The organism is Hypericibacter adhaerens, assembly GCF_008728835.1.
In the GTDB taxonomy this organism is placed as follows: Bacteria; Pseudomonadota; Alphaproteobacteria; order Dongiales; family Dongiaceae; genus Hypericibacter; species Hypericibacter adhaerens.
In genome coordinates this window covers 2540678-2562687 of record NZ_CP042582.1, presented here as the reverse complement: position 1 = coordinate 2562687, position 22010 = coordinate 2540678, and the positions used below count along the sequence as shown (strand labels likewise).

At 69.0% G+C, this 22010-nt stretch carries 19 protein-coding genes; 10 read left to right on the top strand and 9 right to left on the bottom strand.

Translation table 11 applies throughout. From position 1 onward, the window contains the following. Positions 1-98: 98 nt before the first annotated feature. Genes hyfB through FRZ61_RS11200 form a run of 6 tightly spaced genes read left to right on the top strand, consistent with a single transcriptional unit; the run spans position 99 to position 7215 of the window. Positions 99-2105 carry a hydrogenase 4 subunit B gene (gene hyfB, locus FRZ61_RS11225; protein WP_151117579.1) on the top strand — a complete coding sequence of 669 codons (2007 nt, stop codon included), beginning with the start codon at positions 99-101 and terminating at the stop codon, positions 2103-2105. Continuing rightward, on the top strand, positions 2096-3052 hold the full coding sequence (locus FRZ61_RS11220; RefSeq protein ID WP_151117577.1) for a respiratory chain complex I subunit 1 family protein: 957 nt from the start codon (positions 2096-2098) through the stop codon (positions 3050-3052). The genes hyfB and FRZ61_RS11220 overlap by 10 nt, the downstream gene beginning before the upstream one ends. Next, a complete protein-coding gene (locus FRZ61_RS11215) occupies positions 3053-3715 on the top strand; it encodes a hydrogenase-4 component E (protein WP_151117574.1) in 663 nt (220 codons plus the stop codon). Then, positions 3712-5160, top strand: a complete 1449-nt coding sequence (locus tag FRZ61_RS11210; protein ID WP_151117572.1) for a hydrogenase 4 subunit F — start codon at positions 3712-3714, stop codon at positions 5158-5160. Before FRZ61_RS11215 ends, FRZ61_RS11210 begins: the two co-directional genes overlap by 4 nt. A gap of 11 nt (positions 5161-5171) precedes the next feature. After that, positions 5172-6677 (top strand): hydrogenase large subunit, encoded by a 1506-nt coding sequence (locus FRZ61_RS11205; protein ID WP_151117570.1) that lies wholly within the window; start codon positions 5172-5174, stop codon positions 6675-6677. Positions 6678-6687: 10 nt separating this feature from the next. Beyond that, complete coding sequence (locus FRZ61_RS11200; RefSeq protein ID WP_151117567.1) at positions 6688-7215, top strand: NADH-quinone oxidoreductase subunit B family protein; 528 nt, start codon at positions 6688-6690, stop codon at positions 7213-7215. 190 nt (positions 7216-7405) lie between these two features. Here FRZ61_RS11200 and lexA read toward each other — a convergent pair whose 3' ends face one another. From lexA to FRZ61_RS11170, 6 genes are all read right to left on the bottom strand, one after another. Next, the gene (gene lexA / locus FRZ61_RS11195; RefSeq protein ID WP_151117565.1) at positions 7406-8113 is read right to left on the bottom strand and encodes a transcriptional repressor LexA; all 708 of its coding nucleotides are present in this window, start codon (positions 8111-8113) and stop codon (positions 7406-7408) included. A 156-nt stretch (positions 8114-8269) separates the two neighbouring features. After that, a complete protein-coding gene (locus FRZ61_RS11190; RefSeq protein WP_151117562.1) occupies positions 8270-9481 on the bottom strand; it encodes a molybdopterin molybdotransferase MoeA in 1212 nt (403 codons plus the stop codon). Further along, positions 9478-9987, bottom strand: coding sequence for a cyclic pyranopterin monophosphate synthase MoaC (gene moaC / locus FRZ61_RS11185; RefSeq protein ID WP_151117560.1), 510 nt, complete (start codon positions 9985-9987; stop codon positions 9478-9480). The genes FRZ61_RS11190 and moaC overlap by 4 nt, the downstream gene beginning before the upstream one ends. A gap of 11 nt (positions 9988-9998) precedes the next feature. Next, complete coding sequence (gene trpC / locus FRZ61_RS11180) at positions 9999-10814, bottom strand: indole-3-glycerol phosphate synthase TrpC (protein ID WP_151117558.1); 816 nt, start codon at positions 10812-10814, stop codon at positions 9999-10001. Beyond that, complete coding sequence (trpD, locus tag FRZ61_RS11175) at positions 10811-11863, bottom strand: anthranilate phosphoribosyltransferase (RefSeq protein WP_151117556.1); 1053 nt, start codon at positions 11861-11863, stop codon at positions 10811-10813. Before trpD ends, trpC begins: the two co-directional genes overlap by 4 nt. Then, positions 11860-12459 carry an anthranilate synthase component II gene (locus tag FRZ61_RS11170; protein ID WP_151117553.1) on the bottom strand — a complete coding sequence of 200 codons (600 nt, stop codon included), beginning with the start codon at positions 12457-12459 and terminating at the stop codon, positions 11860-11862. Before FRZ61_RS11170 ends, trpD begins: the two co-directional genes overlap by 4 nt. Positions 12460-12635: 176 nt before the next feature. Here FRZ61_RS11170 and FRZ61_RS11165 point away from each other — a divergent pair, with 176 nt between their 5' ends. Continuing rightward, positions 12636-13871, top strand: coding sequence for a divergent polysaccharide deacetylase family protein (locus FRZ61_RS11165; protein ID WP_151117551.1), 1236 nt, complete (start codon positions 12636-12638; stop codon positions 13869-13871). A 14-nt stretch (positions 13872-13885) separates the two neighbouring features. On the opposite strand, the gene FRZ61_RS11160 is transcribed toward FRZ61_RS11165, so the two are convergent. The 3 genes from FRZ61_RS11160 to FRZ61_RS11150 form a co-directional block, all read right to left on the bottom strand. After that, positions 13886-14770, bottom strand: a complete 885-nt coding sequence (locus FRZ61_RS11160; RefSeq protein ID WP_151117549.1) for a DMT family transporter — start codon at positions 14768-14770, stop codon at positions 13886-13888. A 173-nt stretch (positions 14771-14943) separates the two neighbouring features. Next, positions 14944-16458 (bottom strand): anthranilate synthase component I, encoded by a 1515-nt coding sequence (gene trpE, locus FRZ61_RS11155; RefSeq protein ID WP_151117547.1) that lies wholly within the window; start codon positions 16456-16458, stop codon positions 14944-14946. 5 nt (positions 16459-16463) lie between these two features. Beyond that, complete coding sequence (locus FRZ61_RS11150; RefSeq protein ID WP_151117544.1) at positions 16464-18350, bottom strand: SurA N-terminal domain-containing protein; 1887 nt, start codon at positions 18348-18350, stop codon at positions 16464-16466. Between the two features lie 185 nt (positions 18351-18535). Between FRZ61_RS11150 and tpiA the strand changes: the two genes are divergently transcribed. The 3 genes from tpiA to FRZ61_RS11135 all read left to right on the top strand — a co-directional run bounded on the left by tpiA (position 18536) and on the right by FRZ61_RS11135 (position 21860). Beyond that, positions 18536-19300, top strand: coding sequence for a triose-phosphate isomerase (tpiA, locus tag FRZ61_RS11145; RefSeq protein WP_151117542.1), 765 nt, complete (start codon positions 18536-18538; stop codon positions 19298-19300). A 451-nt stretch (positions 19301-19751) separates the two neighbouring features. Beyond that, complete coding sequence (gene secG, locus FRZ61_RS11140) at positions 19752-20129, top strand: preprotein translocase subunit SecG (protein ID WP_151117540.1); 378 nt, start codon at positions 19752-19754, stop codon at positions 20127-20129. 105 nt (positions 20130-20234) lie between these two features. Continuing rightward, on the top strand, positions 20235-21860 hold the full coding sequence (locus FRZ61_RS11135; RefSeq protein WP_151117537.1) for a CTP synthase: 1626 nt from the start codon (positions 20235-20237) through the stop codon (positions 21858-21860). Positions 21861-22010: the final 150 nt, after the last annotated feature.

Sequence of the window (22010 nt, the reverse complement as noted above, 5' to 3'; positions counted from 1 at the left end):
AAAGACCGAGATGGCCCCGCAAGGGGGGAGAGCTGCCCTGTCCGGATGTCCGAAACGGGTGACGCCGGGCGACATTTCGGACGGATAGAGGTAACGCAATGCCGCCCGCCGTCGGACTGGGTTGTGTCGCTGTCCTGATGGGCGTGGCGGTGCTTGCCGTCATTCTCGGGCGGTCGAGGGCGAGTACTGGCCTGGTCTACGGGCTCTGCCTGATCGCATCCGTCGTGGCGGGCGCCAACGCCTTCCTGCGCGTCGCTGCGGAAGAGGCCTGGGCCACGACCCTGCCGCTGGCGCTGCCCTGGCTCGGCGCGCATTTCCGCATCGACGCCCTCTCGGCCTTCTTCCTGCTGGTCGTCAATCTGGGCGGTGCCGCCGCCAGCCTCTACTCGATGGGTTACGGCCGGCATGAATCGGCGCCTCAACGCGTCATGCCGTTCTTCCCGGTCTTCCTGGCCGGCATGAATCTCGTGGTGATGGCCGACGACGCCTTCACCTTCCTGCTCACCTGGGAGTTCATGTCGCTGACCTCCTGGGCGCTGGTCATGGCGCATCACCACGAGCCCGAGAACCGGCGCGCGGCGACCATCTATCTGCTGATGGCGAGCTTCGGCACGCTCTGCCTGCTGCTGGCCTTCGGCCTCCTGGCCGGTCCCGATGGCGGCTACAGCTTCGCCGCGATCCGCGCCGGCCAGCCTGCCCCCGGCGTGGCGGCGCTGGTCCTGATCCTCGTGCTGCTGGGCGCCGGTTCCAAGGCCGGCCTCGTGCCGCTCCATGTGTGGCTGCCGCTGGCGCATCCCGCGGCCCCCAGCCCGGTCTCGGCGCTGATGAGCGGCGTCATGACCAAGGTCGCCATCTATGGGTTCCTGCGCATCGTGCTCGACCTGCTGGGAGCGCCGGCCTGGTGGTGGAGCCTGCTCGTGATCACGCTGGGCGGCATCACCGCGGCCTTGGGCGTGCTCTATGCGCTGATGCAGCAGGATCTGAAGCGCCTGCTGGCCTACAGCACGGTCGAGAATGTCGGCATCATCTTCATCGGCATCGGCCTGGCGCTGGCCTTCCGTGCCAACGCGATGAACTGGGCGGCGGCGCTGGCCCTGACAGCGGCGCTGCTTCACGTCCTCAACCACACGATCTTCAAGAGCCTGCTCTTCTTCGGGGCCGGATCGGTCCTGTCCGCGACGGGACTGCGCGACATCGAGCAGCTCGGCGGGCTGATCCACCGCATGCCGGTCACCAGCTTCACCTTCCTCGTCGGCTCGGCCGCCATCGCGGCCCTGCCGCCGCTCAACGGCTTCGTCTCCGAATGGCTGACCTTCCAGGCCATCCTGCTGAGCCCCGAGATCCCGCAATGGGGGCTCAAGCTCGCGATTCCCGCGGTCGGCGGCCTGCTGGCGCTGGCGGCGACGCTGGCCGGCGCCTGCTTCGTGCGCGCCTTCGGCATCACCTTCCTCGGCCGCCCGCGCAGCCCGGCCGTGGGCGCGGCGCACGAGGTGGATCGGTTCTCGCTCGCGGCCATGATTCTGCTCGCGGCGCTCTGTCTCTTCGCCGGCGTTTTGCCGGGGCTGCTGATCGATTTCATGCGGCCCGCCGTCCTGCTCTTGACGGGCGATGTGATGCCGCATCAGCTCGGGCGCGAATGGCTCTCGATCGTGCCGATCGCCGAAAGCCGCAGCTCCTATAACGGGCTCCTGGTCTTCGTCTTCATCGCGCTCTCGACCTCGGTCACGGTGCTCGGCATCCATCGCCTGGCCTCGCATGCGCTGCGGCGCGGGCCCGCCTGGGATTGCGGCTTCCCCTCGGCCAGCCCCGTCACGCAATACAGCGCCAGCAGCTTCGCGCAGCCGATCCGTCGCGTCTTCGGCGCGCTCGTGTTCCGGGCCCGCGAGCGGGTCGAGATGCCGGCTCCCGGCGATCTCCGTCCGGCGCGGCTGCAGGTGCGGCTCCGCGATCTCATCTGGGAGCTCCTCTACGCGCCCGTCGCCGATGCGATCTGGTGGGCGGCCGACCGGCTCAACCGGCTCCAGTTCCTGACGATCCGCCGCTACTTGAGCCTGGTCTTCCTCGCCCTCATCTCCCTGCTGCTGGTGGTCGCGATATGGACGTGATCGCCGACATCGCGGTTCAGGGCGCCCAGATGGTGCTGGTGCTGGTGCTGGCGCCGCTCTTCACCGGGCTCGTGCGCAAGCTCAAGGCCCGCCTGCTGCGCCGCCGGGGCCCGTCGATCTTCCAACCCTATCGCGACCTGCTGCGGCTGCTGCGCAAGGAGGTGGTGCTGGCCGAGAACGCCTCCTGGCTGTTCCGCGTGGCGCCCTACCTGATCTTCGCCGCCACCTGGGTCGCGGCCGCCCTGGTGCCGACCTTCGCGACGGGCCTCGTCTTCAGCTGGTCGGCCGATCTGATCGCGATCATCGCGCTCCTGGGCAGCGCCCGGTTCTTCCTGGCGCTGGCGGGCCTCGATATCGGCACCAGCTTCGGCGGCATCGGCTCGAGCCGCGAGATGCTGATCGGCACGCTGGCCGAGCCCGCCATGATCATGATCGTGTTCACGCTGGCCCTCGTCGTCGGCTCGACCCAGCTCGCGACCATGGCGGAGCATATGCTCGTGCCGGGCGTGGGCCTCAGGGTCTCGCTGGGCCTGGCGCTGATCGCGCTGGTGATGGTCGCGATCGCCGAGAATGCGCGCATCCCGGTCGACAATCCCGCGACGCATCTCGAGCTCACCATGGTGCATGAGGCGATGGTGCTGGAATATTCCGGCCGGCACCTGGCCATGATCGAGCTGGCCTCGGCCTTGAAGCTCCAGCTCTATGTCGCGCTGATCGCCTGCGTCTTCGCGCCCTGGGGCCTGGCGCGGGACGGGGAGGGGATCGCGGCCTATGCCATCGGCACCTTGGCCTTCCTCGGCAAGCTCGCGGTCGGCGGCTTCCTGCTCGCCCTGTTCGAGACCTCGATCGCCAAGATGCGTGTTTTCCGTGTTCCCGAATTCCTGGGCGCGGCCCTGATGCTGGGCCTGCTCGGCACCCTGCTTCTCTTCGTCTCGCGGAGCCTCTAGATGGGGACCCTTTCCTTCGACGTCGCCCATCTGCTGGCCGGCAGCCTGGTCCTGGTGAGCTTCATGATGCTCTATCAGGACCGGCTCTACGCGCTGCTCAACGTGTTCGCGCTGCATGCCGTGGTGCTGACGGCCTCGGTCGCCTGGCAGGCCTATGTCCAGCACGCGCCGCATCTCTATGTCACGGCCGCCATCGCGCTCTTCTTCAAGGGCATGGCGATCCCGATCGCGCTCCACCGCATCATCAGCCGTCTCGGCATCCACCGGCAGATCGAGACGGTGGTGGGGGTCGGCTCGACCATGCTGGCGGGCATGGCCTTGGTGGGTCTCTCCATGGTGGTCATGCTGCGGGTGACGCCCGAGGCCGACCCGCTGGCGCGCGAGGACCTGGCCTTCGCGCTCTCCGTGCTGCTGCTGGGCCTGCTCATCATGGTCACCCGGCGCAACGCGGTGAGCCAGGTGGTGGGCTTCATGTCGCTGGAGAACGGCCTGGTCCTGGCGGCCACGGGTGCCAAGGGCATGCCGCTCGTGGTGGAGATCAGCGTCGCCTTCTCGATCCTCATCGCCTTCATCGTGATCGGCGTCTTCCTGTTCCGGATCCGGGAGCGGTTCGACACGGTGGATGTGGGCGCGCTCGACGAGTTCCGGGGCGAGCAGCAATGAGCCCTTTTCACGTGGACGCGACGGCCGGCATTCTCTTCATCCCGCTGATCGCGGCGGGCGTCCTGGCGCTGCTGCCGGGCTACCGGCTCTCGTCCCAGCTCAACGTGCTGGCGAGCCTGCTGACGCTGCTCTCGGCCCTGTTCCTGTTCGTCGAGCGGCCCGAGCCCGACAGCTATCTCTTCGTCGACGACCTCAACATCGTCTTCCTGGCGCTCAACAGCTTCGTGGGGTTCACCACCTCGGTCTTCAGCGCCACCTACATCGCGCACGAGCTGGAGATCGGGCGGCTGACGCCCGCCTATCTGCGGTTCTACCATGCGATCTACCAGATCATGATGTTCGGCATGAATCTGGCGCTGCTGTCGAACAATCTGGGCCTGATGTGGGTGGCGGTCGAGCTCGCGACCCTCAGCACGATCCTGATGGTCGGCATCTACCGCACGCACGAGGCGATCGAGGCGGCCTGGAAATATTTCATCCTCGGCAGCGTCGGCATCGCGCTGGCGCTGTTCGGCACGATCCTCGTCTATATGGCGGCGCGGCCCGTCATCGGCGAAGGGCTCGACGCCATGGTCTGGACGGTCGTGGTGCAGAAGGTCGCGGGCTTCGATCCGGCGCTGCTCAACGTCGCCTTCATCTTCCTGATCCTCGGCTACGGCACCAAGGTCGGCCTGGCGCCGCTCCATGCCTGGCTGCCCGATGCCCATGCCGAGGGCCCGACGCCGATCTCGGCGGTGCTTTCGGGCCTGCTCCTCAACGTGGCGCTCTATGCGGTGCTGCGCTTCAAGATCCTGCTGGCGGCCAATCCCGCGGCGATCGATCCCGGCCCGCTGATGGTCACGATGGGACTGACCTCGCTGATCTTCGCGGCCTTCATGCTCTATCGCCGGCGCGACATCAAACGCATGTTCGCCTATTCCTCGATCGAGCATATGGGCATCATCGCGTTCGCCTTCGGCATGGGCGGTCCGCTCGCCAATTTCGCCGGGCTCCTGCACATGACCATGCACAGCCTGACCAAATCGGCGATCTTCTTCGCGGTCGGCCATATCGCCCAGGTCAAGGGCACGCAGAAGATCGCCGACATCCGCGGCCTGACTCAGAGCCATCCCGTGCTGGGCTGGGGCCTGGTGCTGGGCGTCGTCGCCATCGCCGGCATGCCGCCGCTCGGCATCTTCATGAGCGAGTTCCTGGTGGTGAGCTCGACCTTCGCCCGCGAGCCGCTGCTGGCGCTCCCGCTGGTGTTCGGGATACTGGTCGCCTTCGGCGCGTTGTTCCTGCGGCTGAGCGGGCTCGCCTTCGGCGAACCCACCGGCAGCCTGGCGCCGGTCGAAGCCTCTTACGTGCCGATGTTCGCGCATCTGAGCCTGGTCTGCATCGCCGGCGTCTATCTGCCGCCGCCGCTGGTGACCTGGTTCCAGCATGTCGCGGCGCAGCTGGGCTAGGGAGGACGGTCATGACGACATTGGCCGAGCTGATCCGACAGGGCCGCCCCGCACCGGACCACCGCCCTTGGCCGCGCGCCACCGTCGATGCCGAGCGCTGGCGGCTCGCGGGCCAGCGGCTCGCCGAGGGAGACTGGACGCTGCTCAGCCTCTGGGGCGAGGCGGCGGCGGCCCATATGGCGCTTCGCGATCCGCAGGAAGGAATGATCGCGGTCCTCTCCCTCGATTGCACCGACCGCCGCTTCCCCTCGATCGGCGCGCTGCATGCGCCGGCGATCCGGCTCGAACGCACGATGAACGACCTCTTCGGCCTGGCGCCCCAGGGTGCTGCCGACGAGCGTCCCTGGCTCGATCATGGCCGCTGGGGCCATGGCCATCCGCTGGGGGACCGCAGCGAGGCCGCGGCCGCGCGGCCTTACGAGTTCCTGGCCGCGGAAGGCGAGGGCCTGCACCAGATCCCCGTGGGGCCGGTCCACGCCGGCATCATCGAGCCCGGCCATTTCCGCTTCACCGCGAACGGCGAAGCCGTGGTGCGCCTCGAGCAACGCCTCGGCTACACCCACAAAGGCATCGACGGCCTGATGATGGGTGCCGATCTGGAGCGCGCCGCCAAGCTCGCGGGCCGGGTCTCGGGCGACAGCACGGTCGCTTATGCCCTGGCCTTCGCGCGGGCGGCCGAAGCCGCGCTGGAGATCGCGCCGCCGGCCCGCGCCGTCTGGCTCCGGGCCCTCATGGCCGAGATGGAGCGTCTTGCCAACCATTTCGGCGATATCGGCGCCATCTGCAACGATGCCTCCTTCAGCGTGATGCAGGCCCATTGCCAGACCCTGCGCGAGCAAGTGCTGCGCGCGGCCAATACCGGCTTCGGCCATCGCCTGATGCGCGACCGCATCCTGCCCGGTGGCGTCGCGGCCGATCTCGGCAGCGACGGGATCGCGGCGATCCGCGCCCTGGTCGCCGAGGCGCGGCGGCAATTCCCGACCCTGATCAAGCTCTACGACAACAGCGCCTCGCTCCAGGACCGCACCGTCAGCACCGGCGTGGTGAAGCCGGAGCTGGCGCGGCGTTTCGGCTGCGGCGGCTATATCGGTCGGGCCTCGGGCCGGGATTTCGACACGCGGCGCAGCTTGCCCTATGCGCCTTACGACCAGCTCGCCTTCGAGGTGACGGTGCTTACCGAAGGCGACGTGAACGCTCGGGTCTGGATCCGGATCCGGGAGGTGGAGCAGAGCCTGGCGCTGATCGAGCAGATCCTCGACCGCCTGCCCGCGGGTGAGCTTCGGACGGCGCTCCCCGGCGCCGGTGGCGAGGGCATGGCGATGGTCGAAGGCTTCCGCGGCGACATCCTGGCCTGGCTGCGGCTGGGCGCGGACGGCAAGGTCGCGCGCTGCCATCTGCGCGATCCCTCCTGGTTCCAGTGGCCGCTGCTGGAGGCGGCGATCGAGGGCAACATCGTCGCCGACTTCCCGCTCTGCAATAAGTCCTTCAACTGCTCCTATTCGGGGCACGACCTCTGAGGCGATCGGCATGCACCGGATCCTGTTCGACAACCTCGTGAAGGGCGCGCTGACGGAGCCGGCGCCCGAGCCCGAGGACGCGGCGCTGGCCGAACTGGCGGCCGCCCTCCAGCGCAGCGCCCGGCGCAAGCTCGGCCGCAGCCTCTCGATCCGCGAGATCGATGCCGGCTCCTGCAACGGTTGCGAGCTCGAGATCCATGCGCTGGGCAACCCGTTCTACGATCTCGAGCGCTTCGGCCTGCGTTTCGTGGCCTCGCCGCGCCATGCCGACGTGCTGCTGGTGACGGGACCGGTGACGCGCAACATGCAGACGGCCCTCGAGCGCACCTATCGCGCGACGCCCGATCCCAAATGGGTCGTGGCGGCCGGCGATTGCGCGCTCGATGGCGGGATGTTCGCGGGCGGCTATGCCTGCCTGGGCGGGGTCTCGGCCGCGATCCCGGTCGACCTCCATATCCGCGGCTGCCCGCCGAGCCCGCTCCAGCTCCTCAAGGGGCTGATCGCGCTGCTCGACATGGACAAGGTCCGGAACCGCTGAGGCAGCCGGCGCCGTAGTTTTCCCTTCCCCGTGGCGGGAGAGCCCAGCGCTGGCTGCCGCTGCAGGGCTACCTTCCAATGTCATCCCCGCGAAAGCGGGACTCCAACTCCAAGCTTGGTGACCTGGATCGAGATGGGTCCCCGCTTTCGCGGGGATGGCAATAAGGGCAGGAGCGGGGACAGGTCGCCGCTCAGTAGCGGCGCAGCAGCCCGATCAGACGGCCCTGCACCCGGACCCGGTCGGGGCCGAAGATGCGGGTCTCGTAGGTCGGGTTGGCGGGCTCGAGCGCGATCGAATCACCCTTGCGGCGCAACCGCTTCAAGGTGGCCTCGTTGTTGTCGACCAGGGCCACCACGATGGTGCCGTTATCGGCATTGTCGCAGCGCTCGATCACGACCGTGTCGCCGTCGAGGATGCCGGCATTGATCATCGAATCGCCGTCGACCTCGAGGGCGTAATACTCGCCGCGGCCCAGGAGGCCGGCGGGGATGTCGACGAAGTTCGAGCTGTCCCGCAGCGCCTCGATCGGCGTGCCGGCCGCGATCCGGCCATAGAGGGGAAGCTGCACGGCTTCGGCATCGCGGGCGAGGGGCGCGCCCGGAAGCGCGCCGGCGAAGTCGCCGCGGATGACGGTCGGCGCGAAGCCGGTGGCGGTCGGCCGGGTCGAGGCGGTGATCCCGACCGCATCGGGCAGCTTGAGCACCTCCAGCGCCCGGGCCCGGTGGGGCAGGCGGCGGATGAAGCCGCGCTCCTCGAGGCCCGTGATCAGGCGGTGGATACCGGACTTGGATTTCAGCCCCAGCGCTTCCTTCATCTCATCGAACGAGGGAGAAACGCCCGCTTCGGTCAGGCGTTTGTTGATGAAATGCAGGAGCTCGTTCTGCTTGCGCGTCAGCATGGATGGCTTCCCTCGCGACCGGATGAACCGGCACCCCAAGATATGGAACAAAACCTAAACGACGACACACGTTCTAGTTTGGTTCCTGACAGGGGTCAAGGGTTTTCCACAGCCCACCGGGGCCTGCCAGGGGCGGCCAGGGCCGTCGCGGCGATGTCAGATGCCCAGCAGGTCGCTGGGGAAGCGGATGACCGGGACGATCTCGCCCGCCTTGGCGGCCGGCGCGTGGGGCGGCCGGATCACCAGCCCGTCGGCCTGGGCGAGGAACGCCATCATGGCGCTGTCCTGGCGCGCCAAGGGGTGGGCGACCAGCTTGCCCTCGGCATCGCGGCCGAGCCGGGCTCGCAGGTAATCCTGGCGCTGGTCGTTGGCCTTGAGGTCGCTGCCCAGGATGGCGGTCTCGGTCTCGCCACCGGGCGCGCGGCCTTCCATGACGGCGAAGGCGGGCTTCACGAAGAGCAGGGAGCAGACCAGGGCCGAAACCGGGTTGCCCGGCAGGCCCAGCACCGGCGTGCTGCCGAGCTGTCCGAACATGACGGGCTTGCCCGGCCGCATGGCGATCTTCCAGAAAGCGAGCTTCATGCCCTGGGCCTGGAGCGTCTCCTGGACCAGGTCGTGATCGCCGACCGAGGCGCCCCCGGTGGTGAGCAGGAGATCGGCGCCGGCGGCCCCGGCCAGCATCTCCGCGAGCACGCCGCTGTCGTCGCGCGCGATGCCGAGATCGACCGGCTCGCCGCCGCAGGCCCGCACGAAGGCCGAGAGGGCCAGCCCGTTGGAGCCGACGATGCCGGCCGGCCCCAGCGGCTCGCCCGGCATGGAAAGCTCGTCGCCGGTGCTGAGGATCGCCACCCGCGGGCGGCGGCGCACCTTGAGCCACGGGCGGTTGGCGGCGGCCGCCAGCCCGATGTCGCGCACGGTCATCCGCGTCCCGGCCCGGAAGATCGGCTTGCCCGCCTCGAAATCCTGGCCCTGGGGCCGGATATGGCGGCCGGGCTCGGCCGCGGCGGTCAGCTCGACGCTGTCGCCGTCACGCCGGGCGTTTTCCTGGATGACGATGCTGTCGGCGCCCTCGGGCAGGGGACCGCCCGTCAGGATCCGTACCGCCTCGCCGGGCCCGACGCGGCCCTCATAGTGACCGCCGGCCGGCGCCGTACCGACCAGCTTGAGCCGCACCGGCACCGTCGCCACATCGGCGGCGCGCACGGCATAGCCGTCCATTGCCGAGACGGCGAAGGGCGGATGGCTGACGCGCGCCGTCACCTCCTCGGCCAGCACGCGACCCAGCGCCTCGGCCAAGCCGACCTGTTCGGCCGGCAGAGGCCGGAAGGCCGCGCAGATCTGCTTTTGCGCCTGCTCGACCGGAATCATCGCGTCCGCTCGTAAACCCCGGACTTGCCGCCGCTCTTATGCTCGAGCCGGATATCGCCCAGCACCATGGCGCGGTCGGCGGCCTTGCACATGTCGTAGACGGTGAGGGCCGCCACGGAAACCGCTGTCAGCGCTTCCATCTCGACACCCGTCGGCCCGGTGGTCCTGACGGTTGCCGTGATCTCGATCCGGCTCTGGCGCGGGTTGGGCTTCAGCACCACCGACACGGCGCTCAGCGCCAGCGGGTGGCAGAGCGGAATCAGCTCGGAGGTTTTCTTGGCGCCCATGATCCCGGCCAGCTCCGCGACCGAGAGCACATCGCCTTTCTTGACCTGTCCCGCGCGGATGAGGCGCATCGTCTCCTTCGAGACCGTGACATGGCCCGAAGCGACCGCCACGCGCCTGGTCGCCGCCTTGGCCGACACGTCGACCATATGAGCGCGACCCGCCTCGTCGAAATGGGTGAGGCGTGCCGGCGTCTTCGTCACCCGGGTTTTTCTCGCCATGAAAGCGGAACTCAGGCGCTGCGCCGCGCGGGACCGGCGCCCGCGAGCAGCGCCGCCGTGGCGGCCGTCACATCCGCCTGGCGCATCAGCGATTCGCCGATCAGGAAGATCGAGGCGCCCACCTTGCGCATGCGCGCGAGATCGGCCGGGCTGTTGAGGCCGCTCTCGGCCACCACCAGCCGATCCTTCGGCACAAGCGGCGCCAGCGCTTCGGTCGTCGCAAGATCGACCGACAAGGTCTTGAGATTGCGGTTGTTGATGCCGAGCAGGCGCGCCTTCAGCTTGAGCGCGCGCTCGAGCTCATCCTGATCGTGAACTTCGACAAGCACGTCCATCTTCCAGGATTGCGCGGCGGCCTCGAGCTCGGCCGCCTGCGCATCCGAGAGCGCGGCCATGATCAGCAGCACGCAATCGGCACCGAGCGCCCGCGCCTCGGCGATCTGATAGGGCTCGAGCATGAAGTCCTTGCGCAGCGCCGGCAGATCGCAAGCGGCGCGCGCCGCCGTGAGATACTCGTCGCGGCCCTGGAAATAGGGCTCGTCGGTCAGGACCGAGAGGCAGGTGGCGCCGCCCGCCGCATAGGCCTTGGCCAGTTGCGGCGGATCGAAATCGGCGCGGATCAGCCCCTTGCTGGGCGAGGCCTTCTTGATCTCGGCGATGAGGCCATAGCGCCCGGCGGCGACGGCCGCCGCCAGGCGGTCGCCGAAGCCGCGCACGGGCCCTTGCGCCTTGGCCGCCGCCTCGACCGCAGCCAGCGGCCGCTCGGCCCTGCGCCGCGCCACATGGGCACGCTTGTCGGCACAGATCTTCTGCAGCACGTCGCTCATGCGGGCACCGGCTCGTTGCTGATGGCGACGAGCTTGGCCAGCACCGCGCGGGCCTTGCCGGAATCGATCGCGGCCTCGGCCAGCGCCTTGCCGGCCTTGAGGTCGGCCGCCTTGCCGGCCAGCATCAGCGCCGCCGCGGCATTGAACAGCACCACGTCGCGATAGGGACCGGGATGACCGTCGAGGAGGGCGGTCAGCGCCAGCGCGTTGGTGGCGGCATCGCCGCCCTTGAGGTCGGCGGCGCTGGCCCGCTTGAGGCCGATATCCTCGGGCGCCACCTCGAAGCGGCGCACCTTGCCGTCCTTGAGCTCCGCCACATGGGTGGGGCCGGTCGTGGTGATCTCGTCCATCCCGTCCGAGCCATGCACGACCCAGGCGCTCTCCGTGCCGAGCCGGCCCAGCACCGTCGCCAGCGTCTCGATCCAGTCGCGCGAGAAGACGCCGATGAGCTGGCGCCGGGCGCCCGCGGGGTTGGAGAGGGGCCCCATCAGATTGAAGATGGTCCGGGTGCCGAGCTCGACGCGGGTCGGGCCCACATGGCGCATGGCGCTGTGATGGCGCGGCGCCAGCATCAGGCAGAGGCCCGCCTCCCACAGCGATCTCTTCACGAGGCTCATGTCGGCCTCGATATTGACGCCCAGCGCCTGCAGCACATCGGCCGTGCCGGTCTTCGACGACATGGCGCGGTTGCCGTGCTTGGCGACCGGCACGCCCGCCGCCGCCACGACCAGGGCCGCGCCCGTCGAGATGTTCCAGCTCCCGGACTGGTCGCCGCCGGTGCCGCAGGTATCGATGGCGCCCGGCGGCGCCTCGATGCGGGTCATCTTCGCGCGCATGGCGCGCACGGCGCCGGTGATCTCCTCGACCGTCTCGCCGCGCACCCGCAGGCCCATCAGGAAGCCGCCGAGCTGCGAAGGCGTGGCGTTGCCCGACATCATGATGTCGAAGGCCAGCTCCGCCTCGGCTTCGTTCAGCGTCTTGCCGGCGGCGACCGTTCCGATCAGGGGTTTCAGGTCGCCGACGGGCGCCGGCGCGGGCGCAGCCGTCATGCCGAGAGCCTCATGGCCTGGGCGTTGTGGCCGCAACGCCGCAGGAAGTTGGCGAGCAGACGGTGGCCATGCTCCGAGGCGATGCTTTCGGGATGGAACTGGACCCCGAAGATCGGCAGCTCGCGATGGGCCAGGCCCATCACGATCCCGTCCTCGGTCTCGGCCGTGATCTCGAGCGCCTCGGGGAAGCTGTCGCGCTCGACCACGAGCGAGTGGTAGCGCGTGCCGGTGAAGGGGCTGGGAATGCCCTCGAAGATATCGGTGCCGCGATGCAGGACGCGGCTGACCTTGCCATGCATCGGCAGCGGCGCGCGGATCACCTTGCCGCCGAAGGCCTGGCCGATCGCCTGATGGCCCAGGCAGACGCCGAGGATCGGGAGCTTGCCCTTGGCGGCGTCGATCAGCTCGAGGCAGATGCCGGCACGGTCGGGATCGCAGGGGCCGGGCGAGATGATGATGCCCTGCGGCTTGAGCGCGATCGCCTCGGCCACGCCGATCTTGTCATTACGCCGCACCAGCATCTCGGCGCCGAGCTCGCCCAGATAGTGATAGAGGTTGTAGGTGAAGCTGTCGTAGTTGTCGATTAACAGAAACATTTCAAATCCTTGGCGCCAGCGGCTGCAGCGCCCTGCGAATGGCCGTGGGGCTTCGTTATAGCAGGGCGGGAAGGGCGGGTCCAAGGCCGGCCCACCGCCGGCCACGGGGCCCCAGACTCGGGAGCGGGTATGATAAAAGCGCGGACGTTCCCAGCGACAGAGGCAGACGATCGGGCATGACGGCACGCCGGCGCAGCAGCCGCGGGGCAGGAGGCAAAGGGCGTTCGCCGGGCCGCCGCCCGGCGCGCGCGTCGATCTTCCCGATCGGGCCGCGGCGGCGGGGCCGGGCCCACAAGCCCGGCTGGCGCGACACGCTGCTGCGCCTCGCGGGCGTGCCGCTCTGGCTCTCCCTCGGCATCCTGCTGGGCGCCGTCGCCGTCGGCGTCAGCCTGGGCTGGTTCATCGCGCCGCCCAAGCCGCACCCCGTCGCCTCGGCGCCGAGCGCCACCTCGAACGGTCCGGCCGTCACCGCCTTCATCCCCGAGCCCCTGGCCAAGCCGCCGGCACCCCCGACGGCTGCCGTCGCACCACCTGTCGCACAGCCGCTGCCGGCCTATGAGGAATCCTCCAGCGCGCCCGCGGTCCTGGATCCCACGCCCGAGAGCCCAAGCGTCGCGACCGCCGCGCCGCCGCCGGTCGCGAGATCGGCACCGGCGACCCCGCCGGCAACGACGGGCGGCGCGCCCGCGACCTGGCTCGCCTATGCGGTGCCGGTGCCCGATACGCAGGGACGGCCGATGATCGCGATCGTGATCGACGATGTCGGGCTCGACCGCGCCAACTCCGCGCGCGCCATCGCCTTGCCGGGTCCGCTGACCATCTCCTTCATGACCTATGCCGAGCATCTCGACCAGCAATCGGCGCTCGCGCACGAGCATGGTCATGAGCTGATGCTGCATGTGCCGATGGAGCCCATGGATGCGAGCCTCGACGCGGGCCCCGAGGCGCTGCGCACCGACCTGGCGCCCGACGAGCTGAAGCGCCGGATCGACTGGGACCTGGGCCGCCTTACGGGCATCGTCGGCATCAACAACCATATGGGCAGCAAGTTCAGCCGCTCGACGGAAGGCATGAGCCTGGTGATGCAGGCCTTGCGCGATCGCGGGCTGCTCTTCCTCGATTCCCGCACCATCGCGGATAGCGTCGGCTCGAAGGAGGCGGCCGCCTATGGCGTGCCGCATACCGACCGCGACGTCTTCCTCGACGACGACCAGAGCCCGGCTAAGATCGACGAGATGCTGGCCCAGCTCGAGCGCATCGCCCACAAGCGCGGCTACGCCGTGGGCATCGGCCATCCGCACCCGGCGACGATCGCGGCCCTGCAGCGCTGGTTGCCGACGCTTGCCCAGCGCGGCTTCGCGCTGGTCCCGATCAGCACGATCGTGCGGCGGACGAACGGGGTGACGGGCTAGCCGCCGACCGCCGCTCAGGCCGGCTTGCGATGCGACCAGGTGACGGCGATTCCGCTCGCGATGATGACGGCGATGCCGAGCCAGACGATCGGATCGGGAATGTCGCCGAAGACGATGAACCCGAACAGGATGGCGGCGACGATCTCGGTATAGCCGTAGGGTGCCAGCTGCGAAGCCGTCGCCATCCGGTGCGCGGCGATGATCAGGAAATGGCCGGCCGTCGCGATGGCGCCGATCAGCGCCATCATCGGCCAATCCGCCGGCGCGGGCATTACCCAGACGAAGGGCACAATGAGCGAATAGGCGGCGGCGCCCACGAGGGCGGAGATCGTCGCGGTCACGAGCCCGGGGTCGTGCACGGCGAGCTTGCGGGTCACGACCAGCGCCGATCCGTAGGCGGCGCCCGAGGCGAGCGCGAACAGCACGCCCGGCGACACACCCTGGATCGACGGCCGGATGACCAGTATCGCGCCGATGAAGCCGAAGAGGACCAGCAGCCAGCGCTGCCAGCCGATGGTCTCGCCCATGAACAGCGCCGAGATGACGAGGATGAGAAGCGGGTAGATGAAGAAAACCGCCATCGCGTCGGCGAGCGGGACGCGGGCGATGGCCGAGAAGAACATCAGCGCCGACAACGCCATCAGCCCGCCGCGCAGGAGCTGCCAGAACGGGCGGCTCGGCCTGAGCAGGCCCGGGCCATGGCGCCGGACAGCCGCAGGCAGAAGCAGGAGCGCATAGACGAAGTAACGCGCCCAGACGATCTCGAGCACCGGCAGATGGCCCGAGAGATGCTTCGCGATCGCGTCCATGCCCGGCAGCATCGCCAGCGCTCCCACCAGGATGGCGGCGCCGAGCAGGGGGCGATCGGAGACGGTGAGGGCCAGGGCGCCGGATTTCATGAGAGGGAGGCTCTTCTTGCGTTCATGAGCCCGTTCCCCCTCTCGTCATCCCCGCGAAAGCGGGGATCCAACCGCAAGCCTGGTGTGCTGGATCAGGATGGATCCCCGCTTTCGCGGGGATGACGAAAGACTGGCTTCGCGGAATGACGGAATGAGGGCGCGCGTCGCCCTCTTTACCGGTTCCGTCCCCCCGACGCGAACCGCACCGCTTCCTGCGCCGCGCGCACCAGGGCCTTGGCCTTGTTGACGCTCTCCTGGAACTCGCCCTCGGGCGAGCTGTCATAGACGATGCCGCCGCCGGCCTGGACATACATCACGCCGTCCTTCACCACGGCGGTCCGGAGCGCGATGCAGGTGTCCATCGCCCCGTCGGCCGCGAAATAGCCGACCGCACCGCCATAGAGGCCGCGGCGCTCGGGCTCGAGCTCCTCGATGATCTCCATGGCGCGCACCTTGGGCGCGCCCGACACGGTGCCGGCGGGGAAGCCTGCGATCAGCGCGTCCATCGCGTCATGCTTGGGATCGATCTCGCCCTCGACGTTCGAGACGATATGCATGACGTGCGAGTAATACTCGATCACGTATTTCTCGGTCACCTTGACGGTGCCGATCTTGGCCACGCGGCCGACATCGTTGCGGCCGAGATCGAGCAGCATCAGATGCTCGGCCCGCTCCTTGGGATCGCCCAGCAGATCCTCGGCCAGGGCCTTGTCCTCGGCCGGGTTGGCGCCGCGGCGGCGGGTGCCCGCGATCGGGCGGATCGTGACCTTCCTGTCGCGCAGCCGCACCAGGATCTCGGGGCTCGAGCCGACGACCGAGAAGCCGCCGAAATCGAGGAAGAAGAGGAAGGGCGAGGGGTTGAGGCGCCGCAGCGAGCGGTAGAGCGCGAAGGGCGAAAGCTTAAAGGGCAGGGCGAAGCGCTGCGAGAGCACCACCTGGAAGATGTCGCCGGCAAGGATATATTCCTTCGCCTTCTGCACCATCTCGTGGAAGCGGGAGGGCGTCATGTTCGAGCGGGGCTCAGGCAGCCCGGCCTGGTCCTCGCTGGCCTCGCGCAGCTGCGGCAGGTTGCGGTCGAACAGCTCGACCGCCGCCGCGAGGCGCTCGCAGGCGAGATTGTAGGCGGCGCGCGCATCGATCCCGGCCTGCGGCCGGACCGGCGTCACCACCGTGACGATGTCCTCGACATTGTCGAACACGGCCATGATGGTCGGCCGCAGGAAGATGCCGTCGGGCAGTCCCAGCTTGTCGGGCTGGATGTCCGGCAGCGTCTCCATCAGCCGCACCATGTCGTAGCCGAGATAGCCGAAAAGCCCCGCGGCCATCGGCGGCAGGCCCTCCGGCAGCTCGATCTTCGATTCCTCGATCAGCGCGCGCAGCGAGGCGATGGCGCCGCCGGCCACGGGCTCGAAGCGGCCCGTGTCGAAGCGGGCCTGGCGGTTGATCTCGGGCTTGTCGCCGAAGCAGCGCCAGATCAGATCGGGTTGCAGGCCGATCAGCGAATAGCGCCCGCGCACGGCGCCGCCCTCGACGGATTCCAGCAGGAAGCTGTTCGGCTTGCCGTTGCAGAGCTTGAGCATCGCCGAGACCGGCGTCTCCAGGTCGGCCACGAGCCGGGTCCAGACGACGGTCGGCTGGCCGGCGCGGTAGCGGGCTTCGACGGCTTCCAGGCTGGGTTCGACGCGCATGGGGATCAGAACATCGCGTCGACGGCGGACTGGTGGATGGTGACGCCGATCTCGCGGCGCAGCGCCTCGCCGAACTCCTCGGCCACGTCGCCCTGATAGGCGCCGTCGAGCTGCTTCTGCAGCGCGTCGACGCCGGCGCTGTCGGTCGTGGGGTTGGCGTCGTTCACGGTCTTGAGCCGGGCCACGACCTGCCCGCCATCCACGGCCACGGTCGCCGTCTGCCCGGGCTGCAGCGTGAAGAGCTTGCCCGCGAGTTCCTGGGTCACATGGGCATCCGCATCGGTGCCGCTGCGCGTGACCGGCTTCGAGGTCGCGACCGTCGCCTGGACCTCCGCCGCGATCGCCTGGATGTCGCCGCCGAGCCCCAGCTTGCCCGCCAGCTCCCCGGCACGCGCGGCGGCGGCCTTGTCGCGCTCGGCGCTCTTCCAGGCGGCAGCGACCTGCGCATGCACCTGCTTGAGCGGGCGGGTCGCCGGCGGCGTCGAGCCGTCCACCCGCACGATCACATAGCCGCCATTGGGATCCTCGGTCAGGCTCGAGGTGGTCCCGACCTCGGTCGAGAAGGCCAGACCCTGCACGAGCTGATTGCCGGCGACCTCCGGGATGGCCTTGCCGTCCGGGCCCAGCCCCTGGGCATCCACCTGGTCGATCTTGGCGACCGGCAGCCCCAGCTCCTTGGCAGCGTCGTCGAGCGAAGCGCCGCCCGCCATCGCGTCGTCGAGCTGATTGGCGGTATCGATCATCTTGTTGATGGCCAGCTCCTTGACCAGCTCCTGCTGGAGCTGCGGACGGGCCTCCTCGAAGGTCGATTTCTGCTCGGGCTCGATGCTCAGAACATGGATCACATGCCAGCCGAGCGGCGTCTGGATCGGACCCGCGGTCTGGCCGGCGTCGGTCGCGAAGGCCGCGTCGGTCAGGGGCTGCAGGTCGGTGACGAAGCCGCTCTTCTCGATCTTGCCCAGCGGCACCGGTGCGGCGCCGGTCATGTCCTGCGCGACTTGCGCGAAATCCGCGCCGGCCGCGAGCTTGTCGACGGCTTCCTTCGCCTTGGCCTCGTCGGAGAACACCATCTGCTCGACCTCGCGCCGCTCGGGCTGGTCGAATTCCTTGGAACGTTCCTGATAGGCCGCCTGGAGCTTGTCGTCCGGCACGGTCAGGCCGGCCGCGAACTGGTCCGGGGTCATATGCACCAGCAGCAGGCTGCGATATTCGGGCGCCTGGAACAGCTCCTGGTGGGCGTCGTGAAAGGCCTTCAGATCGTCGTCGGTGGGATCGGCCGGCTCGGGCATCGCGTTGTCGGTGACGAGGAAGGTCTCGGCCACGCGGGTCTCGTTGCGATAGCGGTAGAGCCTTTCGACCAGGGCCTTCGGCGCGACCGCGCCGACAGCGACGGCGTCCGCCACCGACTGGCGCATCATCTCGTGGCGGACCTGCTCCACATAGGCGGCTTCGCTGCTCTGGATCTGCTGCAGGAAGGCCGCGAACCGGCCCAGATCGAACTCGCCGACGCTGTTCTGGAAGAGCCGGTCCTTCTTGATCTGCTCGCGGATCTGCGCCTCGCTGGCGGTCAGGCCGAGCTTCTGCGCGTAGATGTCGAACAGGTTGCGCGCCACGATGTTGGCGAGCGTCCGGTCGAGAAGCCCCAGCTTCTTCGCCTGCTCGTTGTCGAAGTTCTCGCCGAAGACCTGGCGATACTGCCGCATCTGGCGGTCGAACTCGGTGCGCAGCTCCTGGCCGGTGATCTTGACGTCGCCCACCTCGGCCATGTCGGGAGCCTGGACGCGCTGGCGCAACATGTCGCCGACACCCCAGACGCCGAAGGTGAGGATCAGGAAGACGAACAGGATCTTGACGACCCAGGTGGCGGCCTTGCTGCGAAGCGCAATGAGCATGAGGATGGGATCCGGAAGCGCCGTCTGGGGCGCGGAAAAACGGCCGGCATCATAGGGGCCGCCCCCGGACCGGGCAACAGGGGAAAGCCTGCGGGATTCCAGGCGGATAGGGCGGGTGGCGCCGCGCCGCCACGCATGCTAGGACCCCACGCGAACGCCGATCCAACCCGCCTCGAGGGAATGCCATGACCGAGCCCGCCGGACGCCGGCCTCTGATTGCCGGAAACTGGAAGATGAACGGCCTCAAGCGCGAGGCGCTGGCGCTGGCCGATGCGCTCCTGGCCGGGGCGGGTGGCGCGGGCGGGCGCGGCGAGCTCCTGGTCTGCCCGCCGGCAACGCTCCTCGCCCTGGTCGGCGAGCGGCTCAAGGGCTCGGCCATCCATCTGGGCGCGCAGGATTGCCATCCCAAGCCGAGCGGCGCCCATACCGGCGATATCGCGGCCCCCATGCTGGCCGATCTCGGCTGCCGCTTCGTGATCGTCGGCCATTCCGAGCGCCGCGCCGATCATGGCGAGAGCGACGCGCTGGTGAAGGCCAAGGCCGAGGCGGCGAGGGCGGCCCGCCTGATCCCCATCCTCTGCGTCGGCGAGACCCTGGCGGTGCGCGACCGCGGCGATGCGCTCGCCGTCGTGGCGGCGCAGCTCGCGGCCTCGCTGCCGGCGGGTGCCGATGGCGAGACGCTGGTGGTGGCCTATGAGCCGGTCTGGGCGATCGGCACCGGCCGCACGCCCACCACGGCCGATATCGGCGCCATGCACCAGGCGCTGCGGGCGGAGCTGAAGCGGCATATGGGAACCGAGGCCGAGCGCACCCGCATCCTCTATGGCGGCTCGGTCAAGGGCAGCAACGCCGCCGAGATCCTGGCGGTGCCGGGCGTGGATGGCGCGCTCGTGGGCGGCGCCAGCCTCAAGGCCGACGAATTCCTCGCCATCGCTCAAGCGAGCAGATGACGCAAAAGGGCGCCCGGTACATGATCCGTCGGCCGGACTGATCCGGCCTTGCTCGAGACGGAGCCCCCATGGCCACCACGCCCAAACCCCCATCCTCGACCCCGACGCCGAAGAGCTCGCAGGCGCCTAGTTCCAAGCCCGCCCAAGGGCCGGTGAAGGGCGGCAAGCCGCCGAGCCCGCCGAAATCCTGATCGCGGGCGGCCGGGCCCCCGGCCCGGCTCCGGCCGGTTGGCGCCACAGGCTGCCGGTAGCAGCGAGCGGCGCGCTCTAAGTTATTGCCCGAACGCGGCAAACTTGCCGCTGGCATCGGCGGCGGGAAGCGGGTAGAACGGCGCCGCTTCATGACCCCCTGCGGGCGCCCTTGGCGCACCCGGCGGGCATGCCTATCTGCCGTTGATGGTTTCCGGGCGGCCTGCCGCCCGTCTCTCTGGTCCTGGCCCAAGGTTCTTCGATGCAACAGGTCGTGCTGGTGATTCACTTGATGCTCGCGATCGCGCTCATCGCGGTCGTGCTGATGCAGCGCAGCGAGGGCGGCGGCCTCGGGCTCGGCACGGCGGGCAGCGGCGGCATGTCGGGATTCCTCTCCGGTCGCGGCCAGGCGAACCTGCTGACGCGGACCACGGCGGTGATCGCCGCCTGCTTCATCGCCACCAGCATCCTGCTGGCGCTGCTCGCGCGCCACGGCACGGGCCCGGTCTCGATCTTCGACCAGGCGCCGGCGCCGACCACGCAGGAGCAGCCGGCGGCACCCGCCGACTCGGGCACCGGCACCGGAACCACCGCGCCGACGACTCCTTCGGCGCCGAGCGTCCCGCTCGGACAGCAGTAGCCGCTCCGGAATTTCAAGGCTTTCCGCGGGCCCGCGTCGCGCATGGGCGCCATGCGCGCGGCCGCGCTTGCGACCGGCATTAAATTCGGGTGATAAAGGGTTCCCATGACGCGGTTCATATTTGTCACCGGCGGCGTGGTTTCCTCTCTCGGTAAAGGCCTCTCCGCAGCGGCCCTCGGCGCGCTTCTTCAGGCGCGCGGATTCAAAGTGCGCCTGCGCAAGCTGGACCCCTATCTCAACGTCGATCCGGGCACGATGAGCCCGACCCAGCATGGCGAGGTCTATGTCACGGACGACGGCGCCGAGACCGATCTCGATCTCGGCCATTACGAGCGTTTCACCGGCGTCGCCTCGCGGCGCAGCGACAACGTCACCTCGGGCCGCATCTACTCGACGGTGATCGCGCGCGAGCGGCACGGCGATTACCTGGGGGCCACCGTTCAGGTCATTCCGCACGTCACCGATGCGATCAAGGAATTCGTCACCGCCGATCTTCACGGCGAGGATTTCCTGATCTGCGAGGTGGGCGGCACGGTCGGCGACATCGAGAGCCTGCCCTTCCTCGAGGCGATCCGCCAGCTCGGCAACGAGCTGGGGCCGGAGCGCTCGATGTTCGTGCATCTGACGCTGGTGCCCTGGATCCCGTCGGCCGGCGAGCTCAAGACCAAGCCGACGCAGCATTCGGTCAAGGAGCTGCAGGGCGTGGGCATCCGGCCCGATATCCTGCTCTGCCGCTGCGACCGGCCGATCTCGCCGGAATCGCGCCGCAAGATCGCGCTCTTCTGCAACCTGCGCCCCGAGGCCGTGATCCCGGCGCTCGATGTCGACACGATCTACCAGGTGCCGATCGCCTATCACGAGCAGGGCTTCGATACCGAGGTCTGCCGGCATTTCAAGCTCGAGGCCAAGGAGCCGGCGCTCGCCAACTGGCACCATGTCGTCAACCGCGTGCGCGAGCCCGAGAGCAACGTGCAGATCGCGGTGGTCGGCAAATACACCGCGCTCCTCGACAGCTACAAGTCGCTGGCCGAGGCCCTGACCCATGGCGGCATCGCCAACAACGCCAAGGTCAAGCTCAACTGGATCGATTCCGAGATCTTCGAGCGCGAGGACGCGGTCTATCACCTCGAGGATGTGAACGGAATCCTGGTGCCGGGCGGCTTCGGCGAGCGCGGCTCGGAAGGCAAGATCGCCGCGGCGCGGTTCGCGCGCGAGCGCAAGGTGCCCTATTTCGGCATCTGCTTCGGCATGCAGATGGCGGTGATCGAGGCCGCGCGCCACCTGGCGGGCATCGAGAAGGCCGGCTCCACCGAGTTCGGCCCCTGCGCCGATCCCGTGGTCGGGCTCATGACCGAGTGGGTCAAGGGCAACCAGGTCGAGCGGCGCACCTCCAACAGCGACCTCGGCGGCACCATGCGGCTCGGCGCCTATGACTGCAACCTGGCCGAGGGCAGCCAGGTGGCGGACATCTACGGCAAGCGCCATATCAGCGAGCGCCACCGGCACCGCTACGAGGTCAACATCAACTACAAGGACCGGCTGGAGCAGGTGGGCCTGCGCTTCTCCGGCATGTCGCCGGACGGGGTCCTGCCCGAGATCGTCGAGATCCCGGAACATCCCTGGTTCATCGGCGTGCAGTTCCACCCGGAGCTCAAATCCAAGCCCTTCGACCCGCACCCGCTCTTCACCTCCTTCATCCACGCGGCGCTGGAGCAGAGCCGGCTGGTGTAAGGCGGGCGGGAGCCGGCTTCCATGGCGTTCCCGTGCGGATATGCCCATTGCCGGACAGAGGGCGCCGGACCATGATGCCGCCCTCCCATCGTCATCCCCGCGAAAGCGGGGCCCCATGGTTCCGCTCAGGCGCGCTGGATCAGGATGGAT

Coding starts and splice junctions, on each gene's coding strand:
- hyfB (WP_151117579.1), top strand. CDS start 99: ATGCCGCCCGCCGTCGGACTGGGTTGTGTCGCTGTCCTGATGGGCGTG.
- FRZ61_RS11220 (WP_151117577.1), top strand. CDS start 2,096: ATGGACGTGATCGCCGACATCGCGGTTCAGGGCGCCCAGATGGTGCTG.
- FRZ61_RS11215 (WP_151117574.1), top strand. CDS start 3,053: ATGGGGACCCTTTCCTTCGACGTCGCCCATCTGCTGGCCGGCAGCCTG.
- FRZ61_RS11210 (WP_151117572.1), top strand. CDS start 3,712: ATGAGCCCTTTTCACGTGGACGCGACGGCCGGCATTCTCTTCATCCCG.
- FRZ61_RS11205 (WP_151117570.1), top strand. CDS start 5,172: ATGACGACATTGGCCGAGCTGATCCGACAGGGCCGCCCCGCACCGGAC.
- FRZ61_RS11200 (WP_151117567.1), top strand. CDS start 6,688: ATGCACCGGATCCTGTTCGACAACCTCGTGAAGGGCGCGCTGACGGAG.
- lexA (WP_151117565.1), bottom strand. CDS start 8,113: ATGCTGACGCGCAAGCAGAACGAGCTCCTGCATTTCATCAACAAACGC.
- FRZ61_RS11190 (WP_151117562.1), bottom strand. CDS start 9,481: ATGATTCCGGTCGAGCAGGCGCAAAAGCAGATCTGCGCGGCCTTCCGG.
- moaC (WP_151117560.1), bottom strand. CDS start 9,987: ATGGCGAGAAAAACCCGGGTGACGAAGACGCCGGCACGCCTCACCCAT.
- trpC (WP_151117558.1), bottom strand. CDS start 10,814: ATGAGCGACGTGCTGCAGAAGATCTGTGCCGACAAGCGTGCCCATGTG.
- trpD (WP_151117556.1), bottom strand. CDS start 11,863: ATGACGGCTGCGCCCGCGCCGGCGCCCGTCGGCGACCTGAAACCCCTG.
- FRZ61_RS11170 (WP_151117553.1), bottom strand. CDS start 12,459: ATGTTTCTGTTAATCGACAACTACGACAGCTTCACCTACAACCTCTAT.
- FRZ61_RS11165 (WP_151117551.1), top strand. CDS start 12,636: ATGACGGCACGCCGGCGCAGCAGCCGCGGGGCAGGAGGCAAAGGGCGT.
- FRZ61_RS11160 (WP_151117549.1), bottom strand. CDS start 14,770: ATGAAATCCGGCGCCCTGGCCCTCACCGTCTCCGATCGCCCCCTGCTC.
- trpE (WP_151117547.1), bottom strand. CDS start 16,458: ATGCGCGTCGAACCCAGCCTGGAAGCCGTCGAAGCCCGCTACCGCGCC.
- FRZ61_RS11150 (WP_151117544.1), bottom strand. CDS start 18,350: ATGCTCATTGCGCTTCGCAGCAAGGCCGCCACCTGGGTCGTCAAGATC.
- tpiA (WP_151117542.1), top strand. CDS start 18,536: ATGACCGAGCCCGCCGGACGCCGGCCTCTGATTGCCGGAAACTGGAAG.
- secG (WP_151117540.1), top strand. CDS start 19,752: ATGCAACAGGTCGTGCTGGTGATTCACTTGATGCTCGCGATCGCGCTC.
- FRZ61_RS11135 (WP_151117537.1), top strand. CDS start 20,235: ATGACGCGGTTCATATTTGTCACCGGCGGCGTGGTTTCCTCTCTCGGT.